The organism is Bradyrhizobium ganzhouense, assembly GCF_049949285.1.
In the GTDB taxonomy this organism is placed as follows: domain Bacteria; phylum Pseudomonadota; class Alphaproteobacteria; order Rhizobiales; family Xanthobacteraceae; genus Bradyrhizobium; species Bradyrhizobium ganzhouense.
In genome coordinates, this window is sequence record NZ_CP181318.1 from 3,529,753 (window position 1) to 3,551,459 (window position 21,707).

Below are 21,707 nucleotides of genomic sequence, written 5' to 3' on the forward strand. Positions count from 1 at the left end.
GTTCGGGCGATTTTGAAGACAAGGGAGGGACGCAACATGCTCAAGGGCATCAATCCACTGCTCAATGCCGACGTGCTCTATGCCTTGCGCGCAATGGGGCACGGAGACCGCCTCGTGGTGTGCGATACCAATTTCCCTGCCGACTCGATCGCACGCCAGACCGTGTTCGGCGAGCTGCTTCGCATCGACAACGTCAGCACGGCAAAGGCGATCGAAGCCATTCTCTCGGTGATGCCGCTCGATACGTTCGTCGACGATGCAGCGATCCGCATGGAGATTGTTGGCCAGCCCCAGGAGGTGCCGCCGGTGCAGCGCGAGGTGCAGGCCGCGATCGATCGCGCCGAGGGGCGCGCCTGGCCGCTGGTCGGGGTCGAGCGCCATGCCTTCTATGAAAAGGCCAAGACGGCGTACTGCGTGATCGCCACCGGTGAGCGGCGCTTCTACGGCTGCTTCCTGTTCTCCAAGGGCGTCATCGCGCCGGACGGAGAGTGACGACCATGAGCAAGACTGGCGTCGCAGTGCTCGGCATCTTCGTCGTCGATCTGGCCTTCCGGGCCGGCAACATGCCTGCGATCGGTGAAACGATCGCCGGTTCCGGATTTGCCATGGGACCAGGCGGCAAGGGATCGAACCAGGCCGTCGCCGCTGCGCGCGCGGGCGCGGACGTGACCTTCATCTCCCGGATTGGCCGCGACGCCTTCGGTGATCTCGCCATCAAGACGTGGGAAGCCGAGGGAATTCGGCCGCGCGTCGCCAGGACCGCAGAGGCGCCGACCGGCGCCGCCTTCATCTATGTCCACGAGACACGCGGCGACAACGCCATCATCGTGGTGAGCGGAGCAGCCGACGGTCTCGGCCCCGCTGACGTCGACGCGGCGGCGGAGGCGATCCGCGCCAGCCGCGTCTTCGTGACCCAGCTCGAGCAACCGGTCGCGGCCGCGCAGCGCGGCCTCGAGATCGCGCGCGCTGCGGGCAGCATCACCGTGTTCAATCCGGCACCAGCGGGCGCATTCGACGACAGTCTGTTTGCCTTGTGCGATTACGTCGTTCCAAACGAGACAGAGGCCGAGGCGCTGACCGGAATCGCGGTGAGCGATCTTGCCGGCGCCCGCCGCGCCGGAGATGCGCTGCTGGCCAAGGGAGCGGGTACCGCGCTGATCACGCTCGGCGAACGCGGGGCGCTGTTTCACGGACGCGATCGCTCGCTGCACGTGCCGCCGTTCGCCGCCGGCAAGGTGGTCGAAACCGCGGGCGCGGGCGACGCATTCGTCGGCGGCTTCGCAGCGGCGCTCGCGGACGGCGCCGATCCACTGGAAGCAGCGCGCTTCGGTTCGGCCACGGCGGGGATTTCCGTGACGCGCGCGGGGACTGCGCCTGCGATGCCACGGCGCGCCGAGATTGAAGCCCTGTTGAAGGGATGATCTGCTTATGATGCGGAACGATCCGATCAAGCATGTCTTCATCTGGCCGGCCGTGCTCGTCGTGCTGGCGATCTCGATCTTTCCGCTGGTCTATTCGTTCACAACGAGCTTCCTCAGCTATCGCCTGATTCCGCCGATCCCGCCGCGCGTCGTGTGGTTCGGCAACTATGCTTCGCTCTTGCAGGAGCCGCGCTTCTGGAATGCGATCTTCACGACGACGCTGATCGCCTTCATCGCGGTCGGGGTGCAATATGTGATCGGCTTTGGCGTTGCGCTCGCGCTGAACGCGCGCGTTCCGGGCGAACGGCTGTTTCGCGTGGCCTTGCTGCTGCCCATGCTGCTGGCCCCGGTTGCCGTCGCGCTTGTTGCCCGCATGATCTTCAATCCGACCATGGGGCCGCTCAACCAGTTCCTGTCCATGTTCGGCATGGCGAACCTGCCGTTCCTCACCAACGGGCATTGGGCGCTCGCCTGCATCATCGCGGTTGAGATCTGGCAGTGGACCCCGTTCGTCATCCTGATGATGCTGGCCGGCCTGCAAACGCTCCCCGAAGATGTCTACGAGGCGGCCGAGCTCGAGAATGCCAGCGCCTGGCAGCAATTCTGGGGCATCACCTTTCCGATGATGCTACCGATCTCCGCCGCGGTCGTCTTCATTCGCCTGATCGAGAGCTACAAGATCATGGACACCGTGTTCGTGATGACGGGCGGAGGGCCGGGGGTCGACACCGAGACCCTGACCCTGTTCGCCTATCAGGAGGGCTTCAAGAAGTTCAATCTCGGCTACACGTCGGCGCTCAGCTTCCTGTTCCTGATTGCGATCACGATCATCGGCGTGACCTATCTGGCGCTGCTGCGGCCGCATCTGGAGAAGCGCCGATGAGCGGGCATGGCCTTACCGGACTGTCGAACTGGAGCCGCCGCATGGTCGCGGCCGGTGTCTTCGCGTGGTGCCTGATCACGGCGTTTCCGCTGTATTGGGTGGTGGTGACGGCGTTCAAGACCCCGCCGGGCGTGGTTGGCGGCCCGACCTATATTCCATTCATCGATTTCACGCCGACCCTGCAGCCATTCATTGATCTCTACCAGGGTATTCGTGGCGAGTTCTTCCGGACCTTTTTGAACTCGACGATCGTCGGCCTGTCGGCGGCGGCGATCGCGACCGCGGTCGGCGCAATGGCGGCCTATGCGCTGGTGCGGTTCGAGTTCAAGGTGCGCTTCGGCGCCGGCCTGATCTTCTTCCTGCTCGCGCTCGGCGGCTATCTGCTGTTCAACAATTCGCTCGGATTCACCCGCGCGCAGGCGCTGCTGCTGGCGTTCCCGATCGCGCTTGCCGCTGCAATCCTGGCCAATCGCCTGCCGCTGCCGGGGCCGATCCTCGGCAATGAGGACATTCTGTTCTGGTTCGTCAGCCAGCGCATGTTCCCGCCGATCGTCACGGCTTTCGCGCTGTATCTGCTCTACAGCGAAATCGGCCGGCTCGGCTTCCAGCTCATCGACAGCTATGTCGGCCTGACGCTGTGCTACGTCGCGTTCTCGCTGCCGATCGTGGTCTGGCTGATGCGCGACTTCTTTGAAGCTATCCCGATTGAGGTCGAGGAAGCAGCCATGGTCGACAACGTGCCGAGCTGGCGCATCTTCCTCGGCATCGTGGTGCCGATGTCGATGAACGGACTGCTGGCGACTTTCATGATCACGCTCGCCTTCGTCTGGAACGAGTTCCTGTTCGCGCTGTTCCTTACCAATTCCAGATGGCAGACGCTGCCGATCCTGGTGGCGGGACAGAACAGCCAGCGCGGCGACGAATGGTGGGCGATCTCGGCCGCGGCGCTCGTCGCCATCATTCCGATGATGATCATGGCAGGTCTGCTCAGCCGCATGATGCGGTCGGGCCTGCTGCTCGGAGCAATCAAATAGCAAAAACTGAAGTAGGGAGGACTGGACGATGTTGCGACGGACGTTTCTGATGCTGACCACCTCGCTCGCGATGGCTTGCACCGTGAGCCAGGCGAACGCGGCCTGTAGCCCGGATTACTCCGGCGTCACCCTGACGGTGGCGTCGCAGACCGGACCGTATATCGCCTCCGCGCTCAAGCTCGGCGCGGACGAATGGACCAAGAAGACCTGCGGCAAAGTCAATGTGGTCGAATTTCCGTGGTCGGAACTCTACCCGAAGATTGTCACATCGCTGACGGGATCGGACGCGACGTTCGATCTGGTCAGCTTTGCGCCGGCCTGGCTGCCCGACTTCGTCTCCTATCTCAGCGAAATGCCGAAAGAGATGCAGTCCGGCAAGGATTGGGACGATGTCGAGCCGGCCTATCGCGAGCGCCTGATGGTGTGGGAAGGCAAGATCTATTCGCAGTCGATGGACGGCGACGTTCACACCTACACCTATCGCACCGACCTGTTCAGCGATCCCAAGGAGAAGGACGCATTCAAAGCCAAGTACGGCTATGATCTGGCGCCGCCGAAGACCTGGAAGCAATATCTCGACATCGCGGAGTTCTTCCAGCGCCCCGACAAGGGACTCTGGGGCACGGCGGAAGCCTTCCGTCGCGGCGGCCAGCAGTTCTGGTTCTTCTTCAGCCACGCCGCGGCCTATACCAACAACCCGAACTATCCGGGCGCGATGTTCTTCGACCCCGAAACGATGGATGCCCAGATCAACAATCCGGGTTGGGTGAAGGGATTGGAGGAATACATCCGCGCTTCCAAGCTTGGCCCACCCAATGCGCTCAACTTCTCGTTCGGCGAGGTCAATGCCGCCGTGGCCGGTGGCCAGGTGGCCGAGTCGATCGGCTGGGGCGATACCGGCGTGATCGCCGCCGACCCCAAGCAATCGAAGATTTCCGGCAAGGTGGGCTCTGCAGTGCTGCCCGGCTCTGACGAGATCTGGAACGCCAAGACCAAGGCGTGGGACAAGTTTCCGGCAGTGCTGCCGGCACCTTTCATGGCGTTCGGAGGCTGGCAGATTGCCGTGCCAAAGGTGGGCAAGAACCAGCAGGCGGCATGGGATTTCGTCAAGACGCTGACAAGCCCTGAAGTCTCCGGCCAGGCCGCGATTACCGGTGGCACGGGTGTCAACCCATACCGCAAGTCGCACACCGCGAATCTGGAGTTGTGGAGCAAGATCTTCTCGCCGCAGGAGGCCAAGGAATATCTCGGCGCCCAGGCCGACTCGATCAACGGCAAGAACGTCGCGCTCGACATGCGTCTGCCCGGCTATTTCTCCTACACCGAGGTTGTGGAGATCGAACTTGGCAAGGCGCTGGCCGGCCAGACCACGCCGCAGGCCGCGCTGGACGCGGTCGCGAAGGAATGGAATCGCCTGACCGACGAGTTCGGCCGCGCGAAGCAACTGGCGGCCTATCGCGCAGCGATGGGTCTGCCGCCCAAGAACTAGCTTCCTGCGGAGACTGTCCCGGATGATGCGTAAGCATCATCCGGGCTTTGTTGGCCGTCGATATAAGGGACGGAAAAAGGAATCCATGGCGCACGTCGAGATCGAAAACGTCAGCAAGGCATATGGGCCCTACAAGATCATCGAGGGGCTGGATCTGAACGTCGCCGACGAGGAGTTTGTCGTGCTTGTCGGCCCGTCCGGCTGCGGCAAGACCACGACGTTACGTATGATTGCAGGGCTGGAGGCGGTCACCGGCGGAAACATCCGCATCGGCAATCGCGACGTGACGCAGCTGCGCCCGGGCTTGCGCAATTGTGCGATGGTGTTCCAGAACTATGCGCTCTATCCACATATGACGGTCGGGGAGAACATCGGCTACGGCATGAAGGTGCGGGGCGGTTCACGCGCCAGCATCGCCAAAGCAGTCCAGGACGTGGCACGGGTTCTCGACCTCGAGCCGTATCTGGACCGCCGGCCCAAGCAGCTCTCCGGCGGACAGCGTCAGCGCGTCGCGATCGGCCGTGCCATCGTGCGCAGCCCGGACGTGTTTCTGTTCGACGAGCCATTGTCGAACCTCGACGCCAAGCTCCGCATCGAGATGCGGACCGAGATCAAGGCACTGCACCGCCGTCTCGCCAAGACGATCGTCTATGTCACGCACGATCAGGTCGAAGCCATGACCATGGCGGATCGGGTGGTGGTGATGAATCGCGGCCGGATCGAGCAGGCGGCCGATCCGATCACGATCTACGAGAAGCCCAGCAATCTCTTCGTCGCGGGCTTTATGGGCGCGCCCAGCATGAATTTTATCCATGGCGAGATTGTCGCTCGCGACGGCGTGCTGGTCTTCAGCGAGCCGTCGGGTACGGTGCTGAAATTGCCGAAGTCCCGCGAGGCGTCCTATGCGGGGAGCGTCGGCAAGCCGGTTGTGCTTGGCGTGCGGCCCGACCATGTGCTCCGGCAAGATGCGCCGATGGGCTCTTCCGTTCGCCTGATGGTGAAAGACGTGGAGCCGCTCGGGCCGCATACGCTCGTGATTGGAACCGTAGGCGCATTTCCGTTCACGGCTCAGATGCAGGTCGGCGTCGCTGCGGCGCCGGATCGCTCGATAGACGTCGCTCTTGATCTGGAGCGAACGCACCTTTTCGACAAGGCTTCAGGGAAGGCCATTTCTTAGCCTGCGGGTGGCGGGCAAACGCCTGCCTGTTTCGCGCCCCCGTCAACCCCTCTCCACAAAAATATTCCACTTTACCGAAATTCGGAAATGGCGTATGCGTTGCGGCATCCCGGCTCATCCTTGAGGGGCGATCTCGTGTCGTTTTGGTCGCGAGCCGGGCTTGCGGTGGACGCGGACAGCGTTGGGCGCGAGAGGTGCGGGCAGGGCGGGTAGTCCCTGTGAGCCCGAAACCGCGTGCCGGCGAGCGGCGCTGTCTAGGTTCGTCTCGCCTGCATTCTTCCGGCAACGTCGACAACGCTGGAGGATAATGCGGCGAACCAGCGAGCCGTGCGTACGGCAAAACCGTGTGGTCCTGGCCGTCGTTGCTACGGTCAAGCTTTCGCGGAGTTGTGGGGCGCCCAACCGGGCGGGCCGCATCGCTCATCTGCGAGGCGAGGGAGGCCAGAAGGAACTCGGCTCCCGGGAGAGCACGGCATAAGCCGTCAACCCACTGCGCAGGGAAGGCCGAGTGATTGGCACCACCTGTATGCTGCTGTGCGGTTTTCCTGCGCTACATTTCGCGCAGTAGACCGCGGGTGCGAGGTCAGCACCCGGTCTTCCCTGCGCCCTCTTGGACAAGAGGGTAGAGAGATCGAGCAAAGCTCGGGCGCAATGCGCCGTGAGGGCGAGAAGGTGTGCCTGTGAATCAAAGTGCCGCAAGATGAGTAGAGCGCAGCGAAACCCATCATGTCTCGGCGTGGAAAATGCGCTGATGGGTTTCGCTTCGCTCTACCCATCCTACGAACTGAATCGTGTGTTGGACAAACGTCGCGCGCGATGTCGTACGACGGCGTTGATGCCGCCTTGTCTGCCACCTGCAGGGAAGTCTGCTCTACGTTGGAAGGTTCGTCTTGCCGACAGCGACGACGGCAGCATGAGTCGTTTGCGACGCGTCTCGAAAAGAGTTTTGCCTTTCATTGACCTGCGCGCTGTGTCGCTCAAACATGCTGTGACAAGGTGGCACGCATCTGCGTCTGGCATTCGCCCAGCGAAGGAGTGCGGCTGCGTCTGGAGGCACGTGGTGGTTTCGTCGTCGCTTGAAGAATTGTCGTTGACGGCCGACGTGCTGATCGTCGGCGGCGGAATGGCCGGCGCATGGGCCGCCGCTTCGGCTGCGCAAGCCGGTGCGAGGGTCGTTCTCGCTGACAAGGGCTATTGCGGCACCAGTGGTGTCACGGCCGCCGCGGGGCCGGGCCATTGGTGGGTGCCGCCGGACCCTCCCACGGCGCGGGACACTGTTGTTGCCAATCGCCTCGCCGCCGGGCTCGGCCTTGGCGAGGCGGAATGGATGTACCGCATCCTCGACCAGACCTGGCGGACGCTGCCGACGCTTGCTCGCTACTACAAATTTGGCGTGGACGACGAGGGAGGAGTGAACTACCGCGCGGTGCGCGGACCGGAATATATGCGGGCGCTCCGGCAGCACGTGCTGAGCCATGGGGTCACTATTCTCGATCAATCGCCCGTTGTCGAGTTGCTGGCGCGGTCCGATGGATCGATCGGCGGCGCACGTGGCCAGCGCCGTCAGGACGGTGGGCGCGCCTATCGGATCGAAGCGGGCGCCGTGGTGCTCGCGGCGGGCGGGACCAGTTTTCTGTCGCATCTCTTGGGATCGCGAACGAACACCGGCGACGGCTATCTCATGGCGGCCGAGGCAGGCGCGGAGCTGTCCGGCATGGAATTCACTGCCGCCTACACCATTGCGCCGGCGCATTCCACCATGACGCGCAGTATGGCCTATGCCTTTGCGACCTACTCCGACGCCGATGGCAACGAGCTCGACCTGCCGTTCGGTCCCGATCAGACCCTCCGTCTTGCCCGGGCCCTGCAGCGCGGGCCGGTCTACTGCGCGCTGGACCGTCTGCCTGATGACATCAAGGCGCGGCTGCATACGATCTCGCCGAACGTGCCGCTGGTGTTCGACCGCTGGGGCATCGATCCCTATCGCGACCGGTTCGAAGTCACGCTGCACAATGACGGCACCATCCGCGGCATCGGTGGCGTGCGCGTGCATGATGCGGATTGCGCGACGTCGGTGCCGGGACTGTTCGTCGCCGGCGACAATGCATCACGCGAAAAGGTTGCGGGCGCGATCTCCGGCGGCGGCAACGTCAATTCGGCATGGGCGCTGTCGTCCGGCGTGTTTGCAGGACGCGCGGCTGCGCGCTTGGCGCGCAGCGCAAAAGGTCGCTCTACGGAACTGCGGCCGCTTGGCCGTGCTGGGCTCCGTCCGCGTGGTCAGCCAAAGGCAGTTGATATTGCGGCGGCCAGAGACGCCGTGCGCGCCGAGATGCACCCGTTCGACAAGAATCTGTTCCGCACGGAAACGGGACTCACGGAATCCGCGCGCGTTTTGGAAGATCTATGGAGTGAGGTGGCAGATCACGGCCAGGCGGGTTCGATCGCGCTGCGCGAAACCGCGGCGCTGCTGGCCACGGCGCGCTGGTCGGTGGCCACGGCGGCGGCCCGCAAGGAGAGCAGGGGCCTTCATCGGCGCGAGGACCATCCCACGCAGGATCCGGGATTGGCCGCCCGCCTGCTCAGCGGCGGACTCGACCATGTCTGGGTCGCGCTCGACCGTCCATCTGCAAGCGCCCGGCCGGATCAACTCGAGGCAGTGTCATGATCGAACTCATCGTCGCGGAGCGCTGTACAGACTGCGGAGCCTGCATCGAGGTCTGCCCGGCGAACGTGCTCGATCCCGGCCGCGACGGCTCGCCGGTTCTCGCGCGCGTCGAGGATTGCCAGACCTGCTTCATGTGCGAGCTCTACTGTCGTGCAGACGCGATCTACGTTGCGCCTGATTGCGACCGCCGCGTCTCCGTGACCAAGGACGAGGTGCTGGCGTCCGGGCGGCTCGGCCAATATCGCAAGCACTCCGGCTGGGACGAATGGGCGGAGCACTTCCCGAACGAGCAATGGCTGATGGAAACCGTGTTCCGCCGCGCCGGCGAGGCGGCGGCTCAGCCAAAGGCGCAGAAGCCTGGCGTCATCGGCGGAAAATAGCAGCGCCGCACGCAGAGACGAATTCTTATGCCTCGCTTGGAAGCGTCGTCCTGTTGTTGCCCGATGCCGATGATCTTTGAAAAGACTATCTTGCCCCGAGCGCCTAGCATGTCGGCTTCGTTATCATCATGAACGCGTGACATGAACACTCCCCGCATTGAAAGCAGGCGCGCCTCCACCAGTGTGCGATCGCCGATCATCGTCAATCAGCTCGGCGCGGAGGTTCGTGCCGCGCTGGCCGATCACTGGTCGCGTCCGTTGATCATCGATCATCCGGCTGATCGTCCGGCATGGGAAGTCGCGCCCGAGGCCGACGTGCTGCTGACGCGGCCGCTGGCGGGTTGGCAGAAGGCGCCGGCGGACAAGCCTTCGGGCTGGCCGTTCGGCCTACGCTGGATCCAGACCGCCTCAACGGGCGTCGATTTCTTTCCGGCGTGGCTGCTCGATGGGCCCGTCGTCACAGTCGGCCGCGGCATCTCGGCCGATCCGATCGCGGAATATGTGCTTGCGGCAATTCTCGGCTTCGAAAAGCGTCTCCACGAGATCCGGCCGCGCAGCCGCGAGCAATGGAAGATCGCCCCGCTGGGATCGCTCAGCGGCAAGACGATCGGCATCGCGGGTTTTGGTGCGATCGGTCGTGCGGTCGCAGAGCGGGTCAGGCCGTTCGGCGGCAACATCAGGGTTCTCAGGCGGTCGGCCTGGCCCTACGTTCTTCCGGGCATTCAGCCCGCGGATAACATCGAGCAACTGGTCGAGGTCTCCGATCATCTCGTCCTGGCTTTGCCTGCGACGACGAAGACGGCGCGTCTGATCAACGCCGACGTGCTGGCGCGGGCCAAAAAATCGCTGCATCTGATCAATGTCGCGCGCGGCCGGATCGTGGATCAGGCCGCCCTGCTGCAAGCGCTCGACGAGGGCCGGATCGCCGGCGCTACGCTCGATGTCACGGATCCCGAGCCGCCGCTGGATGGCGATCCGATCTATCACCATCCCAAGGTCGTCCTCACTCCGCACGTCTCGTGGACGGGAGGCGAGGACGCCAAGCGGCTGGCCGACAAGACGCTGGTCAATCTCGACGCCTATGCGCATGGCGTGCCGCTGGCCGACGTTTTCGACAAGTATCTCGAATATTAGGAAAGGAGCCGCAACAATGAACAAGGTCGTCGAGAAGCCCAAAAAATATTCCCTGGTCGAGCGCACGCCGGCGGCGTCGTTCGAGGAGGAGAGGCTGCACCGCAAGCAGCGTCTCGCCGCGACGTTTCGATTGTTCTCGCGCTACGGCTTCGATCAGGGCCTGGCAGGCCACGTCACCGTGCGGGATCCGGAGTTTCCCGAGCGGTTCTGGATCAACCCCTTGTCGAGGCATTTCAGCCAGATCAAGGTGTCCGATCTTCAGCTCGTCGACCACGACGGCAACATCCTGATCGGCGACAAGCCGATCAACCAGGCCGGCTTCGTGATTCACTCGGCGATCCACGCCGCGCATCCGGACGTGATCGCGGCCGCACACACCCATTCGACCTATGGCAAGGCCTGGTCGGCGCTCGGCCGTCTGCTCGATCCGCTGACGCAGGATTCCTGCGCCTTCTACGAGGACCACGTGCTGTTCGATCCGTTCTCCGGCGTCGTGCTGGAGGCGGAGGAGGGCCGCAAGATCGCGCAGGCCCTCGGATCGAAGAAGGCGGCGATCCTGCAGAATCACGGCCTGCTCACGGTGGGACCGACCATCGAGGCTGCCGCGTGGTGGTACATCGCGATGGACAACGCCGCGCGCGCCCAGTTGCTCGCGGAGGCTGCCGGCACGCCAAAGCCGATCCCGCACGAGATCGCCAGCCTGACCTCGCGGCAGGTCGGCACCCACAAGGGCGGATATTTCAGCTTCCAGCCGCTCTGGGACTGGATCACCGAGGCGGAACCGGACCTGTTCAACTAGGACCACGGCTTCCAGGCCGGGCAATCGCCCGCTTCGCCGCAATTGCGTCAGGCCGCGACATCGTGAGATATCAAGGTGCGCGGCCTGTCTCGTTCACGCAGGCCGATGCTGCAACGGGGAGGAGCAGAGCGACATGACCATGGGTCTGCCAAGCGAAGTCGAAGTCATCACGTTGTTCGTCGATGACATTGCGTCGGCGAAAACCTTCTACGCCAAAGTATTCGCGTCCGAGACGGTCTGGGAAGATGCGGTCTCATCCGTGCTGCGATTTGGTGGGCTCCTGATCAATCTTCTCGACGCGTCGCAGGCACCGCCGCTTGTCGAACCGCTACGTGTTGCAAAGTCCTCCGCAGGGGCGCGCGCACTCCTGACGATCAGGGTTGTCGACGTCGATCAGGTCTGCTCAGCCCTGCGGGAGATTGGCGTCGATCTGCTCAATGGCCCGATCGACCGTCCGTGGGGACGGCGCACCGCGTCCTTTGCCGACCCTTCAGGACATGTCTGGGAGATCGCGCAGCTGATTGAGCGGAAATAGTAGCCTATAGCAGCCTATTGCCGGCCCGCCGATCGCTACAGTTTCCTGCAAACACGATTGACCAGTTCGATGAACCAGCGCAGCGCCGGGTCAGTTATGGCACGGCGGGTGTGGAGGAGGTCGATGGTGAAGGCCTCCACATCGTAGGGAAGCGGAACGACGGACACGCCTGCCGATGAGGCGAAGCGCCGGGCGACGCGCTCGGCCATGGTTGCCACGAGATCGGTGCCGGCAACCGCAAACGGCACGGCGACGACATGGGCGAGCGTGACCGCCGTCCGCCGTTTGTGTCCGTGCCGGGCCAGCAAGGTGTCGATCGCGCCTGGAAGCCCGTCGCCGCCAGCCGATGAGAACAGGACATGCGGAAGGCGGGTGTAGTCGTCTTTGCTGAGCCGGGTCTTCTGCCTGGCGCGCTTGGCGTCGCGAATGCAGACGAAATGCTCCTTGAACAGTGCGGTTCGGGTGATGCGCGCGGAGGCAGGAAGATGGCCGCCGATCAGCGCGTCGATATCGCCGTGCTCGAGGCTCGCGACGCTCAGTGCCGTGTCGATGATGGGACGCACCACGAGATCGATTCCGGGCGCTTCCCGTCGCAGTGCCGCGACCAGCGGCGGCACGACGATGAGGTCGCCATAGTCGGTCACCGCAACGGACATGCGGCCGCGGGCGGTTGTGGGATCGAAGGCTGATCCAGGCTCCAGCACGCCTCTGATCTGTCCGAGTGCCTCGCTGATCGGCCGGGCCAGCGCCAGCGCCTTGGCCGTTGGCTGCATGCCCGAGGCCGAACGCACGAATAGATCGTCGCCGAACAGTGCCCGGAGGCGCGTCAGCACGCTGCTCATGGACGGCTGGGCGAGGCCAACGCGCGCGCCGGCGCGGGTGACGTTGCGCTCCTCCATCAGCGCCTCAAAGGCAACCAGGAGGTTGAGATCGACGGAAGCTAAATTCATTTGAGCAATGGTAGGCATATCTAAAATCGATTTCAAGAATGCAGCGCAGAGTGGTCTATTGGCGTGGAAGACCTGATTGGACGAGGCGTATGCGACCCTCTCTCCTGCGCCTTATGCCGCGCGGACCGACATTATTGGCCCTCGGGGTCCTGCTTGGGCTGGTGTGTCCGGCGCTCGCGGATCTGGCGCGACCGCTGATGCCGGCCACGATCTTCCTGATCGTGCTCGGGACGTTGCTGCGAATCGATGGCGAGGCGGTCGTTGCCGCGTTGCGCCGGCCATCGCTGTCCGTGCTCTTACCGGCAATTGTCATGGTCGGCTGTCCGCTGATGATCGGTGCGACCGGTCGTGCCGTCGGTCTTGCTCCGGAACTCGCGCTCGCGATCGTGCTCGCCGTCTCGGCCCCGCCGTCCAGCGGTACCGCGGCGGTGGCACGCATGCTCGGGCTCGACGGCGCGGTGCCGCTCGTGGTGACGGTGTTGTCCATGGTGCTGGCGCCGGTCACGATCCCACTTCTCGCCGGCTGGTTCGGCGGGCTCGAGATCAGCGCGTTCGAGCTCGCGTTGCGTCTGGCGCTGTTGATCGGCAGCGCCGAGGGCCTTGCCTTCCTGCTCCGCCGCCATGCGGCGCCGGTTCTGGCCGCCCATGGCGATGTGGTCGACGGCATCATCGTTGCCGCGCTTCTGGTCTTTGCGGTGGCGACCATGGCCGGCATCCGTGCGCAGATCGCCGCGGATGTGCAGGCCGCGACGCTCTGTATTGCGCTTGCGTTCGCCTGCAATATTGCCCTTCAAATTGCGGGGGCTGTGTTGCTGCCTGGAACTCTGCCTGAGCGCCTGACGGTCGGGCTCATTCTCGGCAATCGCAATGTCGGACTGGTCTGGTCGGCGCTCGGCGCTGCCGCCTCGCCACGCATGGCCCTATACTTCGCCGCGACCCAGTTTCCGATCTACATCCTGCCGCGCCTGATCGAGACCCTGATCGGCCGCGACAAACGAAAGGCCAGAGCATGACCACGTCTCGTCTCACCCGCGAACACGCCGCGCAGTTCGCCGGCATCGCCCTCGGCCATGTCGGGCGCGAATATCCCAACAATGTGGACCACGCGCTGGCTGAACCGGCGGATGCGCGCACGCCGAGCCAGCTGCATCCGATCTTCTACGGCAGCTACGACTGGCACTCCTGCGTCCACAGCTACTGGATGCTGGCGCGGCTGCTGCGCCGCTTTCCCGACCTCGCGTCGGCACCCGACATTCGCGCGTTGTTCGACGCGCAATTCGTTCCCGACAAGGTCGCCGCCGAGTGCGCTTACTTTGCCCGCCCGACCGCACGCGGTTTCAAGCGGCCCTATGGCTGGGCGTGGCTGCTGAAGCTGGCGACCGAGCTCGAACTCCAATCCGACGATCGCTGGGCGCGCAGCCTTGCACCGCTGGCAGAGGTCATCGCGCAGCGCTTTCGTGATTTCCTGCCGCGCGCGACCTATCCCGTACGCGTCGGGACCCACTTCAACACGGCGTTCGGCTTGCGCATGGCGGCGGACTACGCCGGCCTGAAGAAGGATGATTCACTCGCCAGGCTGCTGCGTGAGACAGGGCTGCGCTGGTATGGCGAGGATCGCGACTGCCCGGCCTGGGGCGAGCCGAGCGGCGACGATTTCCAATCCTCCGCGCTGATCGAGGCCGAGTGCATGCGGCGCCTGTTGCCGCCGGACGAGTTCTTGCCCTGGTTCGACCGGTTTCTGCCGCGTCTTGCCGAAAAGCAGCCGGCAACGCTATTCCGCCCTGCGACGGTGACCGATCGCTCCGATGGCAAGATCGCCCATCTCGACGGGCTCAACCTCAGTCGGGCCTGGTGCTGGCGCTGTCTCGGTGGTGCCATACCGGCAGACGACGCGCGGCATGTGATCGCCCTTGAGGCAGCTCAAGAGCATCTGGCCGCGGGCCTTCCGCATATCGCCGAGCATTATATGGGAGAGCACTGGCTCGCGAGCTTTGCCGTACTCGCCCTCGATGACGCGGAGTGAGCGGGCGGGGGCCGTCCGCGGTCATTCTGCAGCGGCCATCAGCAGAGGGCGCGCGTTCGGTGCTTGTGCGGCGTCGGCAACACCTGACGGGATCGATGCCAGCAGCGACTTCGTATAGGGCTGCTGCGGATTGTCGAATATCTCGGCGACGGCCCCATGCTCGACGATGCGCCCGCGGTGCATGACCGAAACGGTGTGGGCGAGTTGGCGCACCAGCGCGAGATCGTGAGAGACGAATACGTAAGTCAGGCCCAGATTGGCCTGCAGAGCGAGCAGCACGTCGACGATGCCGGCCTGGACGCTGACGTCGAGCGCGGAGGTCGGTTCGTCGAGCACGATCACGTCGGGCTTGAGGACCAGCGACCGGGCGATGGCGACGCGCTGGCGCTGGCCGCCTGACAGGGCCGCCGGTTTGCGGGACAGCAGGTGCTCGCCGAGCCCGACATCGGCAAGTGCCTCGCGAACTCGCTCGTCGCGCTCCTTGCGCGTTCCGATTCCGAACCGGTCGAGCGGTTCGCGCACCAGCCGCTCGATCGTCCAGGTCGGATCGAGCGAGGTGAACGGATTTTGATAGACCAACTGAAGGTGACGCCACACCGAACGCAGCTCACCGGGCGAACGACCGGCGATCTGCTCGCCGGCGACCAAAATGGTCCCGCTGTCGGGCTGCTCGAGGCCCAGCAGCAGCCGGACTGCTGTGGTCTTGCCCGAGCCGGACTCGCCCACCAGCGCGTGCGTGGTGCCGGCCGGAACGGTGAACGACAAATCGTCCACGGCCAGCAGCGACTTGCCATCGACGTTGAAGGTCTTTGTGACGGCGCTGACGTCGATCTTCGGTGCTGTGCTGGCGTCGGTCTTGAGGAAACGGAAGCCGATATCGCGCAGTGCGGCGTAACGGTCGGGGTTGAGGGCCGGGACATCCGCGCGCAGCCTCCTCGCATAGGCCGACGCTGGCGAGGAGAAGACGGAAGCGGTCCGGCCTGCCTCCTGGATGACGCCGTCCTTGAGCACCACGAGCGCATTCGCCCGCTCGGCGGCGATCGCAAGGTCATGTGTAATGAGCAGCAGGCTGATCTTGAGGTCGTGCTGCAGTCGTGTGAGCAGGTCGAGGATCCGCTTCTGGATCGTGACGTCGAGCGCGGAGGTGGGTTCATCCGCAACCAGCAGTGCCGGCCGCGGAAGGATCGCAAGGCCGATCAGGACGCGCTGGAGCATGCCGCCGGAGAGCTGGTGAGGATAGGAGTCATAGACACGTCGGGGGTTGTCGAGTCCCACCTCGGCGAACGTCTCCAGGATAAGCTGCTTGCGGATCTTCTTGTCGGGCTCGTCGAGCAGCGCGGCCGCTTCCTGCGCCTGGGCGCCGATCGTTCGCACCGGATTGAGGGAGTTGGCGGGATCCTGCGGCGCGAATCCGATGGCGCGTCCCCGCAGTGGCCGGAAACCGCGCTCGGAGATCCCCAGCACCTCCTGACCGTCGAACACGATCTGGCCGGTGGCACGCCCGTTGCTGGGGAGCAACCGCAGCACGGCGCGGGCGATCGTGGATTTACCGGAGCCAGACTCTCCGATGAGCGCGAGGCTCTCACCGCGGCCCAGTTCGAATCCCGCGTTGGTCACGACCTCGTGGGGCCCGTAGGAGACCGACAGGCCGTCGACCCGCAGCAGCGGAATCGGGCGCAGCGGGGTCTGCGCGATGAGTTCGGCCCGGGTGAAAATGGAAGTCAGTCTGTCTTGCGCAGCCATCGGCTGATCCTGTTCACAGAGAGGACGGTCGCGATCGTGACGAAGGCGGGCGCATACACCAGCCACGGCCATTTGAGGTAGTCCTTGCCGATCGAGATCAGCAGGCCCCAGTCCGAGGCGGGCGGCGGGTCGCCGTAACCGAGGAAAGCGAGGCTCGCGATCACCAGGATCGACAGGCCGAATTGCAGCACTGCAAGGGGAAGCACCGAGCGCGATGCGTTCGGCAGCACGTGTCGCAACAGAATGTGCCAGCGCGAGCCGCCCATCAGGAACGCCGCCTCGACGAAGATCGCCTGCCGCGTCTTGATGACTTCCGAGCGCATCACGCGTGCGAAGACTGCGACGGCCGAAACGCCGGTCGCAATCGCGGCGTTGGTGGTGTCGAAACCGATCGCGGTGACGACGATCACCGCCAGCAGGAAGTTCGGGATCGCCAGCAGCACGTCGACGAGGCGGGCGAACATGATATCCACCCAGCCGCCGAGGAAGCCTGCGAGCAGGCCAATCAGGCCGCCGGCGACGGCGGCGATGACGACGGCGATGAGCGCACTCGTCACCGAGGATGCCGTGCCATAGACAACGCGGGTATAGACGTCGCGGCCAAGATGATCGGTACCGAACCAGTGTGCGGCGCTGGGGCTGAGCAGCTTCTCGGCGGGGACACCGACGATCGGGCTATGATTCGTGAACAGGCCCGGCGCCAGCGACCAGGCAATCACGATCGCGATGACCGCGAAGGCCAGCGCGACGGTCGGCGGCACCCGAAGAGCTGTCAGCCGGCTGATCGCCGTGATGCGCGAGGCAGCGGAGAGGGAGGCGAGGGTCATGATGTCGCCGCCACGGATGTTGCAGCGGTGCCGTCGTCGGTGGTGGTCGGACGGGCCTTGGGACCACCAATCAGCTTCACGCGCGGGTCAAGCAGCGGATAAACGAGATCGGCGATCAGATTGACGAGCACGAACACGATCGCAGCGAGCGAGACGACCGCCTGCAGCACAGGCAAATCCTGCGTGCTCACCGAACGCTGCACCAGGCTGCCGATGCCGGTGCGTCCGAACACCGTCTCGGTGATCAGCGAGCCGCCAAGAAGCTCGCCGATGGCGAGTGCTGTGACGGTGACGACCGGGAGCGAAGACGGCTTGAGCAAATGCCTGGCAAAGAGGCGCATCCGCGTAAGGCCACGGCCGCGCGCAACACTGGCGTATTCTTGCTCTGATTCCTTGTCGAGGTTCGCGATCAGAACCTCAGCGATTCGTGCGGAGACGGGGATGCCCAGCGCGACCGACGCGAAGAAGGTCGCCCAGAAGCTGTCGGGTGCGATCACGCGGAAGAGGCCGAGCTGGAAGCCGAACACGTGGATCAGCACCAGGCCGATCACGAAATTGGGCACCGACAGGAACAACGACGGGAAGCCGCGTAGCAAGCCCTGGCCGAACCGGTTCGGAAGAAATTGTGTGCCGTAGCCGATCGCCACCGCCAACAGCAGCGCGATGGCGAAAGCCGCGGAGGCCAGGATCAGCGTCGACGGAAGAACCTCGGCGATCAGAGTTGCGACGGGCCGGTTGGACCGCATCGACAGGCCGAGGTCGCCGGTCACAAAGTGGGACAGCGACGTCCAGAGCTGGATCGGGATCGGCTGGTCCAGGCCCTGGGCGGCAATGATCTGCCTGATCTCGTCCTCGGTGAATCCGTTCTGGGGATCGCGCAGAACGATGGTAATGGGGTCGCCGGGTAGGATGCTGACGACCACGAAGGTGAAAACATAGGCCAGCAGGATGACGACCAGCGCCTGCGCCAGACGCTTTGCGGCATAGGACAAATAGGCATTGTTCATGCCGGTCAGCTCCTACTCGCTGATCGTTGCCGTGTAATAGCTGGCATAGGCGACGCCGTTGTAGACCTCGCCCTTGAGCTTCGGCGACTGCACGTAGATGCGCTGGACGATCTGCGTGCGCGGGATGAAGTAACCCTGCTCGAGGACGTAAGTCTGCAGCTCATCGAGAAGCGGGTTACGAATCTCGGCCGAGGAGGCGCCCGCAATCTTGTCGCGCAGATCGTTGAGCTTCGTGTCGCTGTCGCCGAGCGCGAACCAGTCCTCGCCGTTGTTGGCATTGGTCAGGATGCTGGCGACCGTGCCGGCATCGATGAAGCTGCGCGTCACCTCGTAAGCCGGCACCGCCGGCCCGCCGAACCTGACCTTCTCGCCGAACGTCACGACGTCATAGGCCCGGATCGTTACCTTCCAGCCGATCTTGCCGAGCTGCTGCGCGATGAGCTCGTCGATCGCCTTCGCCGTCGCGAGGTAGGGATTGGAGTAGAGCGTCAGCGTTAGCGGCTTGCCGTCCTTGGTGCGGATGCCGCCGGCGCCCTTGGTCCAGCCGGCTTCGTCAAGCAGCTTCTCGGCCTTGCCGGGGTTGTAGGCCAGGAGGTCGCTGTGGTCGGTCGCACCGGGGACGTTGCTCTGGATGAAGGACGTCGCCAGCTTCCAGTCGGGTGTGTAGACGGTGTCGATGATCTCCTTGCGGTTGATGGCGGCCTGGAGCGCCTGGCGCACCTTCAAGTCGTTGTAGGGCTCCAGCTTGGTGTTGACGGCGAGGCCATTGACGAAGCCGAGATAACGCGGGGTTGCGGTGGTGAAGCCGGCGTCCTTGAGCGACTTGAGTTCCTGCGGCGAGGGGCTGTAGGCAACATCGGCCTGGCCGGACTGAACAGCGGCGACCCGCAGTGATGGCTCGGACACGATCTTGTAGGTGATTGAATCGAGAAAGGCCGGGCCGGTGTGGCCGACCGCCGCCGGACCCCAATTGTAATCCTTGCGCTTGACCAGCTTGACGAAGTCGCCCTCCTTCCAGGAGGCTACAACGTACGGTCCGCTGCCGGATGTCTTGGAGAGGTCTGCCTGCTGGGCGGCGGGTTGCGCAATGCACTTCGGTGAGATGAGGATCGAGCCGTGGTAGCCGAGCGTCGGGATGAACCCGAGCGTCGGCGCCTTGAAGACGACCTTCACGGTGCTTGCATCGACCGTCTCGGCGTGGTCGTACGTCTTCGGGAAAAGACCAACAGGATTGATGCCCTCGTTCTTCCGCCCGGCGTACCAGATGTCGAGATTGGCGACGACGGCCGAGGCGTCGAGCGGTGTACCGTCGGAGAAAGTCACGCCCTTCTTGAGGTGCAGAGTGAACTGGGTGGCGTCGCTGCTCTGTTCCCAGCTTTCGGCGATCCACGGACTGACCTTGCCGTCGGCATCGACATAAACGAGCTTGTCGGTCACGTGGCCCCAGATGTGACCCTGGAAGCTGGAGATCGAGCTGTTGTTCGGAATCCAGGTGCCGCCGAGCGAGTCGATGAGGAAGGTAATGTCGCCGCCGTTCGGCGGAGCGCTTGCACTTTGAGCCGGAGCCAGGCCGATCATCGCTGTCAGGGCCATGGCTGTCACCACGGAGGTCGTGGCCAACAGGCGACGCCGGGAGAGCAAGAGCGATGAGAAGCGCGTGGTCATGGATAGCCCCTGATGATTGGTGGCGTCGATCAGCGCGCGCATTCATGGAGACGCTGCGGCGCGATCGACATTTCTGCCTAGGAGAAGCGAAACGAACGGACCTGGCCATTCCAAATTTCGCTTGAGATGGACAACAAATGTCTCGGTGTCCGGGCAATGCGCGCGACGTCCATTTCGTCGGCAGCACGAATGTGCTCGATCAAGCTGGCCTTCGACCAAACACTCATCGATTGCCATCGATGGTGACGCTCTAATTCGAGTTCAGCGTCGGGATGTCACGCTTCAAGTTCGTCAACTCGCGTGGCGCAGTAGTCTCGCCGACCTTGCAGATATCGTTGCCGTGATTCGGGGTATCCGCAGATTCAGGTGCCGCCTACCGGCATCGTTCGGCTTAACGGTATGATCGTAGATATCTCGCCTGGCCGAATCGATGATTGCCTCGGAGCGTGATCGGAACGGCTCCAATTAGATTGTGAGTATCGGCCGAGCACGGATCAGCGGCGCACTCGCATCCGCGTCTCTCTCAGGCTATTGACGCTATTGGGAAAACGACCGGGAAAGAGACTTTGGACCGATTGCGGCTTAATTCGGCGCCCAAGTTTTCGGCACAATAATCCCTTGGTTCCGCCCTATCGAACCGAGATTCCTGCCCCAAACGTAAACATACGTTCATCCGCAATGAGAGGCCGGTTGCACTCAGACTTGGAGGTGCTGGGGGCACTCACCACGATAAGGGGAAGCGATTTGACACTACACTATACCGCAGGAAACAACATCAATGCGCAGGGCACCTACACGCCAGCCGCGGCGGGCTTCAACCTGGCCGATGTTTCGTCGGTAGACGAGTTGAATGCATTGCCGGCCAATGTGAAGGGTATGGTTTACCTTGACCAGGGGGACGGCGTTACCCAGAGCTTCATCGATGCGCTCAAGCCCTACGTCGGGAATTCGAAGGTCTACGCCTTCTACCTCAAGGATGAGCCGGATCCGACGGGTCAGTACAACACGCTGGTGACGGCGGCCAACCTCAAGGCAGAGTCCGATTACATCCACGCCAATTTTCCCGGCGCGAAGACTTTCATCACCATGATGAACATGGGGTCTTCGGAGAATCCGACCTACGCGAATACCTACAATCCGGCCAATACCCACATCGATCTGTTCGGCATCGATCCGTACCCGGTGCGGTCGGACATGAGCACGGTCGATTACAGCATGATCGACAAGGCCGTGGCGGCCGCCGAGTCCGCAGGGATTTCGGTGGACCATATTGTCCCGGTGTTCCAGACCTTCGGCGGCGGCAACTGGGCCGATGACAGCGGAGGCCACTACGTGATGCCGACGGCCGCGCAGGAACAGACGATGCTCGCTCATTGGGCGGCGGCTGTGCCAAATCCGGCCTTCGACTACGCCTATGCGTGGGGATCGCAAAATGGCGACGTCTCACTCGAGAGCTCGTCCGCGTTGCAGAGCGTTTTCCTGCAGCATAATACCGGCACGAGCACGACGACCGGAGGCGCCAGCGGAGGCACCACCGGAAGCACGACCGGAAGCACGACAGGCAGTTCGGGTGGAAGCACGACGACGGGGACCGGGTCGACCGGTGGCACGACAACCGCATCGGGCGGTAGCACGGACACCGGTACCGGCAGCGGTACCACTTCCGGCAGTGGCACGACCACGGGCTCGACCAGCGGCAGTTCGTCCAGCGGCTCGACATCGACGACGACTGATGGCGCTCATCACCATCATCATCTCGATTTCTCGCAGCTTACGACCGGTGCAACGGTGACCCCGTCGGCAACTGTGGCGACGTCCACGACGCCGACCGCGACCGCAGCTGCAAGCGACGCAGCGGACACCGCCACCACGGACGTCGGGACTCATCATCTGACCGATGTGATCGGCCACCACACCGACCATCACGCCTGGCACCACTGAGCTAGGCGGACGGTCCAAGTCAACAGAGACATAC

The 21,707-nt window shown here is 63.8% G+C and carries 19 protein-coding genes; 14 read left to right on the top strand and 5 right to left on the bottom strand.

The annotated features are described in order from the left end of the window. Positions 1 to 36: 36 nt before the first annotated feature. The 11 genes from ACLFLU_RS15970 to ACLFLU_RS16020 all read left to right on the top strand — a co-directional run bounded on the left by ACLFLU_RS15970 (position 37) and on the right by ACLFLU_RS16020 (position 11,517). On the top strand, positions 37 to 492 hold the full coding sequence (locus ACLFLU_RS15970; RefSeq protein WP_209965532.1) for an RbsD/FucU family protein: 456 nt from the start codon (positions 37 to 39) through the stop codon (positions 490 to 492). 5 nt (positions 493 to 497) lie between these two features. Next, on the top strand, positions 498 to 1,421 hold the full coding sequence (gene rbsK, locus ACLFLU_RS15975) for a ribokinase (RefSeq protein ID WP_426413120.1): 924 nt from the start codon (positions 498 to 500) through the stop codon (positions 1,419 to 1,421). Between the two features lie 7 nt (positions 1,422 to 1,428). Further along, a complete protein-coding gene (locus ACLFLU_RS15980) occupies positions 1,429 to 2,304 on the top strand; it encodes a carbohydrate ABC transporter permease (RefSeq protein WP_426413121.1) in 876 nt (291 codons plus the stop codon). Beyond that, a complete protein-coding gene (locus tag ACLFLU_RS15985; protein ID WP_426413122.1) occupies positions 2,301 to 3,338 on the top strand; it encodes a carbohydrate ABC transporter permease in 1,038 nt (345 codons plus the stop codon). The genes ACLFLU_RS15980 and ACLFLU_RS15985 overlap by 4 nt, the downstream gene beginning before the upstream one ends. A 49-nt stretch (positions 3,339 to 3,387) precedes the next feature. Further along, the gene (locus tag ACLFLU_RS15990) at positions 3,388 to 4,827 is read left to right on the top strand and encodes an extracellular solute-binding protein (protein WP_426413999.1); all 1,440 of its coding nucleotides are present in this window, start codon (positions 3,388 to 3,390) and stop codon (positions 4,825 to 4,827) included. Positions 4,828 to 4,912: 85 nt separating this feature from the next. Further along, complete coding sequence (locus ACLFLU_RS15995) at positions 4,913 to 6,004, top strand: ABC transporter ATP-binding protein (protein WP_426413123.1); 1,092 nt, start codon at positions 4,913 to 4,915, stop codon at positions 6,002 to 6,004. Between the two features lie 1,060 nt (positions 6,005 to 7,064). Then, positions 7,065 to 8,669, top strand: coding sequence for an FAD-dependent oxidoreductase (locus ACLFLU_RS16000; protein WP_426414000.1), 1,605 nt, complete (start codon positions 7,065 to 7,067; stop codon positions 8,667 to 8,669). Continuing rightward, the gene (locus ACLFLU_RS16005) at positions 8,666 to 9,049 is read left to right on the top strand and encodes a 4Fe-4S dicluster domain-containing protein (protein WP_426413124.1); all 384 of its coding nucleotides are present in this window, start codon (positions 8,666 to 8,668) and stop codon (positions 9,047 to 9,049) included. Before ACLFLU_RS16000 ends, ACLFLU_RS16005 begins: the two co-directional genes overlap by 4 nt. Before the next feature lie 141 nt (positions 9,050 to 9,190). Next, positions 9,191 to 10,183, top strand: a complete 993-nt coding sequence (locus ACLFLU_RS16010) for an NAD(P)-dependent oxidoreductase (RefSeq protein WP_426413125.1) — start codon at positions 9,191 to 9,193, stop codon at positions 10,181 to 10,183. A 16-nt stretch (positions 10,184 to 10,199) separates the two neighbouring features. After that, a complete protein-coding gene (locus tag ACLFLU_RS16015; RefSeq protein ID WP_426413126.1) occupies positions 10,200 to 10,982 on the top strand; it encodes a class II aldolase/adducin family protein in 783 nt (260 codons plus the stop codon). 133 nt (positions 10,983 to 11,115) lie between these two features. Then, a complete protein-coding gene (locus tag ACLFLU_RS16020) occupies positions 11,116 to 11,517 on the top strand; it encodes a VOC family protein (protein WP_426413127.1) in 402 nt (133 codons plus the stop codon). A 35-nt stretch (positions 11,518 to 11,552) separates the two neighbouring features. On the opposite strand, the gene ACLFLU_RS16025 is transcribed toward ACLFLU_RS16020, so the two are convergent. Beyond that, positions 11,553 to 12,467 (bottom strand): LysR family transcriptional regulator, encoded by a 915-nt coding sequence (locus tag ACLFLU_RS16025; RefSeq protein ID WP_426413128.1) that lies wholly within the window; start codon positions 12,465 to 12,467, stop codon positions 11,553 to 11,555. A 134-nt stretch (positions 12,468 to 12,601) separates the two neighbouring features. On the opposite strand from ACLFLU_RS16025, the gene ACLFLU_RS16030 reads away from it, so the two are divergent. Next, positions 12,602 to 13,480: a hypothetical protein gene (locus ACLFLU_RS16030; RefSeq protein ID WP_426413129.1), complete on the top strand. Its 879-nt coding sequence runs from the start codon at positions 12,602 to 12,604 to the stop codon at positions 13,478 to 13,480. Beyond that, positions 13,477 to 14,490 carry a DUF2891 domain-containing protein gene (locus tag ACLFLU_RS16035; RefSeq protein ID WP_426413130.1) on the top strand — a complete coding sequence of 338 codons (1,014 nt, stop codon included), beginning with the start codon at positions 13,477 to 13,479 and terminating at the stop codon, positions 14,488 to 14,490. The genes ACLFLU_RS16030 and ACLFLU_RS16035 overlap by 4 nt, the downstream gene beginning before the upstream one ends. Before the next feature lie 21 nt (positions 14,491 to 14,511). Here ACLFLU_RS16035 and ACLFLU_RS16040 read toward each other — a convergent pair whose 3' ends face one another. From ACLFLU_RS16040 to ACLFLU_RS16055, 4 genes are read right to left on the bottom strand one after another with little or no spacing between them, the layout of a single operon-like run. Next, positions 14,512 to 16,233, bottom strand: coding sequence for an ABC transporter ATP-binding protein (locus ACLFLU_RS16040; RefSeq protein WP_426414001.1), 1,722 nt, complete (start codon positions 16,231 to 16,233; stop codon positions 14,512 to 14,514). Then, on the bottom strand, positions 16,212 to 17,060 hold the full coding sequence (locus ACLFLU_RS16045) for an ABC transporter permease (protein WP_426413131.1): 849 nt from the start codon (positions 17,058 to 17,060) through the stop codon (positions 16,212 to 16,214). The genes ACLFLU_RS16040 and ACLFLU_RS16045 overlap by 22 nt, the downstream gene beginning before the upstream one ends. Beyond that, on the bottom strand, positions 17,057 to 18,067 hold the full coding sequence (locus ACLFLU_RS16050; RefSeq protein WP_426413132.1) for an ABC transporter permease: 1,011 nt from the start codon (positions 18,065 to 18,067) through the stop codon (positions 17,057 to 17,059). Before ACLFLU_RS16050 ends, ACLFLU_RS16045 begins: the two co-directional genes overlap by 4 nt. Before the next feature lie 12 nt (positions 18,068 to 18,079). Next, positions 18,080 to 19,732 (bottom strand): ABC transporter substrate-binding protein, encoded by a 1,653-nt coding sequence (locus ACLFLU_RS16055; protein ID WP_426413133.1) that lies wholly within the window; start codon positions 19,730 to 19,732, stop codon positions 18,080 to 18,082. A gap of 708 nt (positions 19,733 to 20,440) precedes the next feature. Here ACLFLU_RS16055 and ACLFLU_RS16060 point away from each other — a divergent pair. Then, positions 20,441 to 21,673 carry a calcium-binding protein gene (locus ACLFLU_RS16060; protein ID WP_426413134.1) on the top strand — a complete coding sequence of 411 codons (1,233 nt, stop codon included), beginning with the start codon at positions 20,441 to 20,443 and terminating at the stop codon, positions 21,671 to 21,673. The last annotated feature ends 34 nt before the right edge of the window (positions 21,674 to 21,707 follow it).